Below are 9,806 nucleotides of genomic sequence, written 5' to 3' on the forward strand. Positions count from 1 at the left end.
ACGGCGGAACACCGACGAACGGGCCCTCGGCGATCGCCCAATCGGGAAACAGGTTTTTGTCATGCCCGATCCGGCCGTGGTTCAGCCGCGCGGTATGCGCCGCAAGCGGATTAGCCAAACCGATCTGGTCGATCACTCGCACGTCCAGCCCGACGTTCATCCCGACCATGCCGATGTTGGTGAAAAAGACTGTGTGCGGCCCTTTTTCGAGGGGACCCTGAGTTCCCGGCCGCGACGGCGGGGGGGCGGCAGCCGGAACAATGTCCCACTGGTTGTAGTTGCCGGACGGCAGCAACAACGCCCCGGCAGGCGTGTTGTTGATCGCCACTAACGCGGCGCGCATCCGCGGGTAGTCCAGGTAATCGGCCGCGGTGAGCGGATGCGCGTGCCCGGTGGCTTGCGCGTAAAACCGGCGCTCGTCGACGATGCCCGAATAGGTGACCCGGGTGGCGTCGTCGCCCATTCCCAGCGAGTTGGCCGCCCACAGCGACCAGCCCGCGACCGCCAGCCACAGCGCGCTCACCGCACCGGCCAGCACATACCGGGTTTCCCGCGAGAATTTTGTGCCTTCGGGAAAGACGACCGGAACCACGGCCACCGGCGCCAGCAAACAGACAATCGGGGTCAGCAAGACCCGGCCGTGCATGAAATCGCCGCCTTGGCGTATCCAGTACAGCGCCTGCAGCAGCCCGCTGACGAGGATGAAAACCACCACGGCTGGCGGGCTTTGTACCGTCCGCGCCCACCGTCCGTAACCGGGCGGCGCCTCGTGCCGAATCCACCAGGGACGGGTGCGCGTAGCCGTCAAGAGCACGCCCAACGCCAGCAACAGCAGCGCTGGCACCCACAGGGCGTAGGGCCGGTTGAAGTTCGCCAGATAGATCATGCCCTGCGGCCATTTGTCCCCCGCGGCGTCTTTGGCCAACGCGGTGCCCGGCACCAGCAGCCCGTAGTAGCCCATCCGGAAGATTTCGTAGCCGACCGGCAGCAGCCCGCCGGCGACCACGATCAGCGCGCGCCGCCGCCAGCCCCGGGCCGCAATCAGCATCATGATCAGGGCGCCGCCGCCGATCAGCGCCAGCTCGGGACGCACCAGCACGCTGCAGCCGGCGACGAAGGCCAGCGCCGCGGTGAACAACCGCCCCTCCGGGCGGACCCGCAGTGCTTGCGACCAGCACACCAGCATCCACCACAGCAAACCCAGGTAGGCCAACGCGAGACCGCTTTCCAGTCCGGAGGTGGCGAAGTCGCGCGCCGGCGGCACGGCGATGTAGACCAGGGCACCGGCCGGCAGCATGACCGCCCGTCGTCCCTGCAGGCTCGGTGCATAGAGCCGGCCCGCACCCAGCATCAGCAGCGCCACCCCGATCAAGCTGAGCGCCAACGCCAAAGCCAACGCCACATACTCCAGGCGCATCGGCCCGGCGGCCAGGCTGCCCAGATACAACACGAAGGTCCACGCGGTCGAGGTGTTGGCCTCGACCCGCTCACCCGCGTTGAACACCGGCCCGTTGCCGGCCAGCATGTTGCGCACCGTGCGCAGCACGATCAGGCCGTCGTCGGCGATCCAGCGTCGTTGCCAGGAACCCCAGCCGAACAGCACCGCCACCACTATCACGCTGGCCCACAGGCTGACCCGCACCGTGGGGTCGTACGCAAACCGCGGCCGCCCCACCGCCGGCACCCCGGGGGACGCCACGGCGACGCGGGGACTAGCTGAACGCAACAGCAGCACCGACTGTTCCTATCCACGCCAGCGCCAGTAGTTGTAAGACCCGGTCTCGCAGCGCGATGTCTTCGGGTTCCCCGGCCAAACCGCCGTCGACATCGACCGCGTAGCGCAGGATCGCGATGGTGAACGGCACCATCGACACCACGAACCACGAGCCGGAGTAGCCGTCGCGCTCGAAGGCCCACAGGCCGTAACACACCACCACCGCGGTGGCCGACATCGTCCACACGAACCGCAGGTAGGTGCTGGTGTAGGTTTCCAGCGATTTGCGGATCTTGGCGCCGGTGCGCTCGGCCAGCACGAGCTCCGCGTAGCGCTTGCCGGCAACCATGAACAGCGATCCGAATGCGCCGGCCAGCAAAAACCATTGGGAGAGCGGGATATCGGCGGCGGCGCCGCCGGCGATCGCCCGCAGCAAATACGCCGACGACACAATGCAGATGTCGATCACCGCTTGGTGTTTGAGGCCGAAACAGTAGGCCAGCTGGATGCCGATGTAGACGGCCATCACCAGCGCCAGGTTCGGGGTCAGCCACCAGGCGATCACCAGCGATGCGACACCGAGAACCGCCGCCAGCAGGTACGCCAGCCACTCGGGAACCACACCGGCAGCAATCGGCCGGAACCGCTTGGTGGGGTGCTCGCGGTCGGCTTCGACGTCGCGGGCGTCGTTGATCAGATACACCGACGACGCGGCCAGGCAGAACACCACGAACGCCACGGCCACCTTGCCGAGCACGTCGACGTAGTCGTAGTGCATGCCACGTCCCGCCGCCGCCAGCGGCGCGGCCAATACCAGCACGTTCTTCACCCACTGCCGCGGGCGGATCGCCTTGACCACGCCGACGATCAGGTTGGCCGGAGGGCCGGTCACCGGCACCACATCCTCACTCATTGGGCCGACTCACCGTTGAAGCGCTTGTCGGCCCGGACGGCGACGGTCGCGACGGCGGCGCCGACCGCAACACCGATGGCCACGTCACTGGGGTAGTGCACGCCCAGAAGTATCCGCGACAACGCCATCGGCGGCACCAACAGGGCAGGCAGCGGGATACGGCTGGCTCGTGCCAGCAGGATGGCCGCCGTGGTGGTAGAGGTGGCATGCGCCGACGGGAAGCTCAGCCGGCTGGGGGTGCCGACGTTGATTGCGACAGCCGGATGGTCGGGACGCGGTCGCCGCACCAGCCGCTTGATCAGCACCGCGGCGGCGTGTGCGGCGAAGGCACCGACTCCGGCCAGCAGCCAGGCCCGGGCCCGTTGCGGTTGCAGGACCGCGCCGAGCAGCGACACCGCCAGCCAGCCGATGCTGTGCTCACCGAAGTGCGAGAGCCCGCGCGCCACGGCCAGCACACCGGGCCGGCCCGCGAGCGCCGACTGGACCGCCACCACTGCCGCCACTTCGCCGCGCGGCGCGGCCACCTCAGCCATGCGTTGTGGGTGTGGCAGGCAGCAGCACGGTCTCCCACTTCTGCTTGCTGGACAGCACCGGCAACGCTTCGCGGTAGGTCCTGCGCATCTCGTCGAACCGCTTCACCAGCTGGCGCTGACGGCGCAGCGACTGCCACAACAGCGAAAACATCTTGGCTCGGTCGCGCTGCCGGTAGACCACGCCGCGGCCGTCGGCCGTGGTCACCGTGGCGCCGTCGAGCGTGCACAGCCGAAACCACCGGGCATCCTGGGTCGCCACGTTGAGCTGCGGGCGCTGGTGATGTGTGGAGTCGGCCTTGGTGAGGTTGTGCAGGGTGCCGCGGGCCAGTCGGTAGCTGATGGCCAGCGGATGCACCGGCGGCTTCATCGGCTTGGTCTTCTGCGCCGGCGGCGGCAGCTCACTGGCCGCGGGCAGCACGACAGCGTCGGGGTAAGCCTTGCGGATGCGGTGCACTTCCGGCAGCGCGGATTCCAGGATCGAGAAGATGTGCTCCGGGCCGGCCAGGAAGTCGTCGATCGCCTTGTTCTGGATCGCCACGGTCGAATACTCCAGGCAGGCAAGGTGTTTCAGCGTCGCCTTGAGGTGGCTGCGCACCAGGCCGATGATGTCGCCGTCCCAGTGCATGGCCGCGACCACCAGCCGGTTACGCAGGTGGAAGTAGGCCTGCCAGTCGATCGCGTCGTCCTTGTCGCTCCACGCCATGTGCCAGATGGCGGCGCCGGGCAGCGTGACAGTCGGATAGCCGTGCTCGGCGGCGCGCAGCCCGTAGTCGGCGTCGTCCCATTTGATGAAGAGTGGCAACGGCTGTCCGAGTTCCTCGGCGACTTGGCGCGGGATCATGCACGTCCACCAGCCGTTGTAGTCGACGTCGATGCGCCGGTGCAGCAGGTTGCTGCGAATATTGTTGTCGCTCAACGGGAACTTGGCGAAGTCGTGGTCGTACTCGGCATAGGGCGCAGCGGTCCACATGAAGTTCGACCGGTCCACCACCTCGCCCATGATGTGCAGGTGCGACGGCTCTTGCAGGTTGAGCATCTGCCCGCCCACCAGCATCGGCGACTTAGCGAAGCGGTGCATGGCCAACACCCGCAGAATCGAGTCGGGCTCGATGCGGATGTCGTCGTCCATGAACAGGATCTGCTGGCAGTCAGTGTTTTTCAGCGCCTCGTACATCACCCGGCTGTAGCCGCCAGAACCACCCAGGTTGGGCTGGTCGTGGATGGATAGCCGGTTGCCCAGCGGGGCGGCGACAGCAGCGAAGTCGGGGTGCTCGCGGACCTTCGCCTTGCCTTGGTCGGGCACGATTACCGCGCCGATCACCTTGTCCACCAGGGGATCTGAAGTCAGCTCCCGCAGGGCGTTGACGCAGTCGCCAGGCCGATTGAACGTCGGGATTCCCACCGCAATGTTGGCCACGCCCGGTGCCGGCTCCGGCGCGTACCAGCCCGCGCTCAGCAGCGTGACGTCGGCGTCGGTGGTGATGTCGAACCAGATCCACCCGCCGTCCTCGAACGGCTCGAGTCCGACTTGGAATTCGACTGTCGCCGGCTGCTCCGGGCTGCCGTCGAATCCGCGGCCCTCGATGAAAATCCGCGCGCCGGTCGCCTTGGTGCGGTAGACGTCGACGCGTCCGGTGCCGGTCAACTCCGTGCGCAACACCACCGACTTGCACCTGCTCCAGCGCCGCCAATAGCTGGCCGGAAACGCGTTGAAGTAGGTGGCGAACGACACCTCGGACTCCGCACCGATTTGCAGTGTCGTGCGTGTCACCGCATGCGCGCGCCGGGAGTTGGTGGTCGACTCGTCCAGGTAGAGCTTGCGCACGTCGAGCGGTTCGCCCGGGCGCGGCAGGATCACTCGGGCCAGCAGGCTCACCGCGGCATCCGCTGTCCCGTCGCCGTGTGGGGATTTGTTTTCGGCCGTTGTTCGGCCAGGGGTCGGTGTCATCCGCGGACGCTTTCCTTATCGTTGTCGGATTGGGTCAGCGGCGTTCCGTCGCGCAAGTGGGGCGCCAGCACGTTGTCGAACATGCTTAGTGCACTGGCGATCGCCATGTGCATGTCCAGATATTGATAGGTGCCCAACCGCCCGCCGAACACCACCTTCGACGACGCGGTCTCAGCCTTGGCCCGGGTCCGGTAGGCGGCCAGCAGCGCGCGGTCGGATTCGGTGTTGATCGGGTAATAGGGCTCGTCGTCGTCATCGGCGAACCGCGAGTACTCCCGCATGATCACCGTCTTGTCGGTGGGGTAGTCCCGCTCGGGGTGAAAGTGGCGGAACTCGTGGATGCGGGTGTAGGGCACGTCGAGGTCGCTGTAGTTCATCACCGGCGTGCCCTGGAAGTCACCGGTGTCACGCACTTCGACCTCGAAATCTAAAGTCCGCCAACCTAACCGGCCCTCGGCGTAGTCGAAGTAGCGGTCCAGCGGGCCGGTGTAGACCACCGGAGCATCCGGGCTGGCGGCGCGGAGTTCTTCACGCACGTCGAACCAGTCGGTGTTCAGCCGCACCTCAATACGATCGTCGGAGGCCATGTTTTTCAGCCACGCGGTGTAACCGTTGACCGGCAGCCCTTCATACGTGTCGTTGAAGTAGCGATTGTCGAACGTGTAACGCACGGGCAGCCGCGTGATAGTGGACGCCGGCAGTTCCTTGGGGTCGGTCTGCCACTGCTTGGCGGTGTAGTTCTTCATGAACGCCTCATACAGCGGCCGCCCGATCAGCGAGATCGCCTTCTCCTCGAAATTTTGCGCGTCGGCGGACTCGATTTCGGCGGCCTGCTCCTTGATGAGTTGGCGCGCCTCGTCGGGGCTGTAGTACTTGCCGAAGAACTGGCACACCAGGCCGAGGCCCATCGGCAACGGGTAGGCCTGCCCGTTGTGCAGTGCGAACACCCGGTGCTGGTAACCGGTGAACTCGGTGAACTGGCGCACGTAGTCCCACACCCGCTTGTTGGACGTGTGGAACAGGTGGGCCCCATATTTATGGACCTCGATGCCGGTCTGCGGCTCGGGCTCTGAATAGGCGTTGCCACCGATGTGGGGGCGCCTTTCGACGACCAGGACCCGCTTGCCCAGCTGGGTGGCGACGCGCTCGGCAATCGTCAGCCCGAAGAATCCGGAGCCGACGACGAAGAGGTCAAAGCGAGCGGTCATCGGTTGCCTAGGGTATCCGACCCGCGCGGCCCGACCCCGATTGGCGGCACGGGGCATTTTGGGCGCGCCGTCAGCCGGTAGTCCGCATCCGCGACCGTGCTCACTATTGGTTCTAGGTCGCGATTGCCTCACGATTCGATATCGCCACATCAGTCTCAGCAATCACAGCAGTAGCATCAATCACGTCGGCTTCATGTCGTGCTGCACCTGCAAGTCGGCCGAACACCACATAGTCCAGATTGAGGAGACTTCCGTGCCGAACCGACGTCGACGCAAGCTCTCGACAGCCATGAGCGCGGTCGCCGCCCTGGCAGTCGCGAGTCCTTTCGCTTATGTCACGGTGTCCGAATTGACGGCCGACGCCAAGCCCGCGCCTCAGCACCGAGAATTCGTGCGGGCGGCGGTGACGACCGACCTGCCCAACGAGCTGATGTCCGCGCTGTCGCAGGGGTTGTCGCAATTCGGGATCAACCTGCCGCCGGTGCCGAGCCTCAGCGGCGCGGGCACGACAGCCGCCAGCACCCCCGGGCTCGCTACGCCGGGGCTGACCTCGCCGGGACTCACCAGCCCTGGCCTCACCAGTCCTGGCCTCACCACCCCTGGGGCGGCCACACCTGGCTTGGGCACACCCGGCCTGACGACTCCGGGGACCGCCACACCGGGCCTCGCCACGCCCGGCACGACAACGCCGGGCCTGACCACCCCTGGCGCGACCACGCCCGGCTTGACCACACCCGGACTCACCACGCCGGGCGCCGCAACGCCGTCGGCCACTCCAGGGCTGACCGATCCGAGCTTGGCCAATCCCGGCCTGACCAGCCCGGGTTTGACGAACCCCGGCGCGGCGCCGGGCCTGGCCAACCCGGCCGGACTGACCCCGGGGACCGGCATCGACCCGTCACTGACGAGTCCGGGAGCCCTGACCAGTCCGGGCGAGGTACCGATTACTGCTCCCGTCGGATTGGACCCGGGTGCGGGCGGCACCTACCCGATCCTCGGTGACCCGTCATTGGGTGCGGCGCCGGCGGCGAGCAGCAGCGGTGGCAGCGGCGGAATCATCAGCGACGTGATGAGCACCGCCAACCAGTTGGGCGCCACTCAGGCCATCGACCTGATCAAGGGAATGGTGATGCCCTCGATCATGCAGGCTGTCCAGGGCGCCAACGCGGGTGCGGCGGCACCTGCTGCCGCGGCGCCGATACCGGCACCGGCGCCGGCAACCTGACGCGGTGGGGGTGGCATAGAGCCTGTCACCAGACGGCACCGCAGAGTGGGACCTGGGCCCGGGGGCGACCCAGGGACGAGACTCTGCGGTGCCGTTGCCGCGCTTTGTTCACAAATTCCCGTGTCGAAACATTAGCAACACAAAACACATACGTAACATCATCTGGTGCCGTGCCGCCGCCCCGCACCCACGATGTTGCTCAGCGCCGTCGTGGCGACCGCCGTAATCCTGCCCTGGGCGCTCGACTCCGGCCGCAGCGAGGCGCCGATGCGGCCTAGCGACACGTACGTCGCTCAGCAGCCGCTGATCGGGCTGGGCGGTGGCGTTACAGTCCGCGAAATCAACCGACCCACACCGTTTTCCATGGTCGCCTTGACCGGCGGGGACCTGACCGGCACCTCGGCGCGGGTGCGGGCCAAGCGCGCCGACGGCTCCTGGGGTCCCTGGTATGAGACGGAGGCGCTGGAGTCCGGCGGCCGTGACGGATCGGCGGAAGCAGCGCGCGGTCCTCGCGGCACCGAGCCGGTATTCGTGGGCCGCACCACGATGGTGCAGATCGCGATCACCCGCCCGCCCGGCGCGCCCCTGACGTCGCCGCCACCACGCCATGCGCCGGCTGGTCTGGGATATGTGCCGGCCACCGTCGAACAGCCGCTGCCCCAGAACGTCTCGGCCGTCCTGATCTCCCCGCCGCAGGCACCCGCCGACACCCAGTGGAATCCGCCGACCGCCGTGCTGGCACCCGGGCAGCCGCCCAACATCATCAGCCGGGCACAGTGGGGCGCAGACGAGTCCATACGATGCGGTAACCCGGTGTACGACAACGGAATCCACGCGGCAATTGTCCACCACACGGCCGGCAGCAACGACTACTCCCCCGAGGACTCGGCCGAGATCGTGCGGGAAATCTACGCCTACCACACCCAAACGCTGGGCTGGTGCGACATCGCCTACAACGCGCTGGTCGACAAGTACGGCCAAGTGTTCGAGGGCCGCGCCGGCGGGATCACCAAACCGGTCGAAGGATCGCACACCGGCGGATTCAACCGCGAAACCTGGGGCGTAGCAATGATCGGCGACTTCGACGACGTGCCGCCCACGTCGATCCAATTGCGCACGGTCGGCCGGCTGCTCGGCTGGCGGCTGGGCCTCGACCACGTCAACCCGAAAGGCACCGTGACGATGGCCTCGGCCGGAGGCGAATACACCCGTATCCCTGGCGGCGCAACGCTGACGCTGCCGGCCATCTTCAGCCACCGCGATGTCGGCCCCACCGCCTGCCCGGGCAACACGGCGTATGCGTTGCTCGACAAAATCCGGGAAATCGCCGCGCATTTCAACGATGCCCCCGGTCCCGACGACGTCGCCGCGTCACTGGAGGGCGGCGCCATCTACGCGCGCTGGCAGGAGATGGGCGGCATGAACAGCGCGCTCGGCGCGCCGACGTCCCCCGAAGCGACCGGAGCCGGCTCGGCGCGCTACGCCACGTTCGACAAGGGAGCGATGTACTGGTCACCGGAGACCGGCGCCGAACCTCTCACCGGCGCGATCTACGAGGCCTGGGCTTCACTGGGCTACGAGCGCGGTGCCCTCGGCTTGCCGACCAGCGCCGAAATCCAAGAACCGCAATGGGTCAAGCAGAACTTCCAGCACGGAACATTGAACTTCGACCGGGAGACGGCGACGGTGGTTCGGGTGATCGACGGCGTCGCCGAGCAACTGCCGCCACCGGCGGCGAGCGGACCGCCCGTGCAGCTCGAGCGGTTCTCACGCCCAATGAGCGCGACGCACTAGGCCGGCTAAAGCCACCAGCGTTCCAGCACTCGAGCGACTCCGTCGTCGGTGTTGGAGGTAGTGATCTCGTTGGCCACCGCCAACACCTCCGGATGCGCGTTGCCCATCGCTACGCCGTGCCCGGCCCGCAGCAACATCGGCACATCGTTGGGCATGTCGCCGAACGCCACCACGTCGTCGAGCGAGATGCCGAGCGGGCCGGCGATCTCCTCCACACCGCTGGCCTTGCTGATGCCGTGCGGGACGATTTCGATCAGCCCGTTGTTGGTGGAGTATGTGACATCTCCTTGAGCACCAACGTGTTTGATCAATTCGGCTGCCATGTCGTCGCTGCGGGCGCCTGCCTTGCGGATCAGCAGCTTGATCGCGGGCGCGCTCAGCAGGTCTTCGATCGACACCTCGGTGTTGTCCGGATTGAGCCAGGCATGCTCGTAGCCAGGCGAACTCACGAACTGCGGCGTCGCCGTATCG

At 67.1% G+C, this 9,806-nt stretch carries 8 protein-coding genes; 2 read left to right on the forward strand and 6 right to left on the reverse strand.

The genetic code is table 11. From position 1 onward, the window contains the following. The 5 genes from aftB to glf all read right to left on the reverse strand — a co-directional run. Positions 1-1,699: terminal beta-(1->2)-arabinofuranosyltransferase (gene aftB, locus VFA16_RS20320; protein WP_324969563.1), on the reverse strand; the 1,699-nt coding region annotated here is incomplete at its 3' end. Positions 1,700-1,712: 13 nt separating this feature from the next. Continuing rightward, a complete protein-coding gene (locus tag VFA16_RS20325) occupies positions 1,713-2,627 on the reverse strand; it encodes a decaprenyl-phosphate phosphoribosyltransferase (protein WP_324969556.1) in 915 nt (304 codons plus the stop codon). Next, complete coding sequence (locus VFA16_RS20330) at positions 2,624-3,160, reverse strand: phosphatase PAP2 family protein (RefSeq protein ID WP_324969557.1); 537 nt, start codon at positions 3,158-3,160, stop codon at positions 2,624-2,626. The genes VFA16_RS20325 and VFA16_RS20330 overlap by 4 nt, the downstream gene beginning before the upstream one ends. Further along, the gene (locus VFA16_RS20335; RefSeq protein ID WP_324969558.1) at positions 3,153-5,108 is read right to left on the reverse strand and encodes a glycosyltransferase; all 1,956 of its coding nucleotides are present in this window, start codon (positions 5,106-5,108) and stop codon (positions 3,153-3,155) included. The genes VFA16_RS20330 and VFA16_RS20335 overlap by 8 nt, the downstream gene beginning before the upstream one ends. After that, positions 5,105-6,316, reverse strand: coding sequence for a UDP-galactopyranose mutase (glf, locus tag VFA16_RS20340; protein ID WP_324969559.1), 1,212 nt, complete (start codon positions 6,314-6,316; stop codon positions 5,105-5,107). The genes VFA16_RS20335 and glf overlap by 4 nt, the downstream gene beginning before the upstream one ends. A 253-nt stretch (positions 6,317-6,569) precedes the next feature. On the opposite strand from glf, the gene VFA16_RS20345 reads away from it, so the two are divergent. Next, positions 6,570-7,541 carry a hypothetical protein gene (locus VFA16_RS20345; protein WP_324969560.1) on the forward strand — a complete coding sequence of 324 codons (972 nt, stop codon included), beginning with the start codon at positions 6,570-6,572 and terminating at the stop codon, positions 7,539-7,541. Between the two features lie 165 nt (positions 7,542-7,706). Then, positions 7,707-9,335, forward strand: coding sequence for an N-acetylmuramoyl-L-alanine amidase (locus tag VFA16_RS20350; RefSeq protein WP_324969561.1), 1,629 nt, complete (start codon positions 7,707-7,709; stop codon positions 9,333-9,335). A 5-nt stretch (positions 9,336-9,340) separates the two neighbouring features. Here the strand turns inward: VFA16_RS20350 and VFA16_RS20355 are convergent. Then, a partial coding sequence (locus tag VFA16_RS20355; RefSeq protein WP_324969562.1) for an HAD hydrolase family protein occupies positions 9,341-9,806 on the reverse strand: 466 nt, incomplete at its 5' end.

It is taken from the genome of Mycobacterium sp. (genome assembly GCF_035653355.1).
Taxonomy (GTDB): Bacteria; Actinomycetota; Actinomycetes; order Mycobacteriales; family Mycobacteriaceae; genus Mycobacterium.

Excerpts from the sequence above, each read along its gene's own strand:
- VFA16_RS20335 (WP_324969558.1), bottom strand. The coding sequence starts at position 5,108 with ATGACACCGACCCCTGGCCGAACAACGGCCGAAAACAAATCCCCACAC.
- VFA16_RS20330 (WP_324969557.1), bottom strand. The coding sequence starts at position 3,160 with ATGGCTGAGGTGGCCGCGCCGCGCGGCGAAGTGGCGGCAGTGGTGGCG.
- VFA16_RS20325 (WP_324969556.1), bottom strand. The coding sequence starts at position 2,627 with ATGAGTGAGGATGTGGTGCCGGTGACCGGCCCTCCGGCCAACCTGATC.
- glf (WP_324969559.1), bottom strand. The coding sequence starts at position 6,316 with ATGACCGCTCGCTTTGACCTCTTCGTCGTCGGCTCCGGATTCTTCGGG.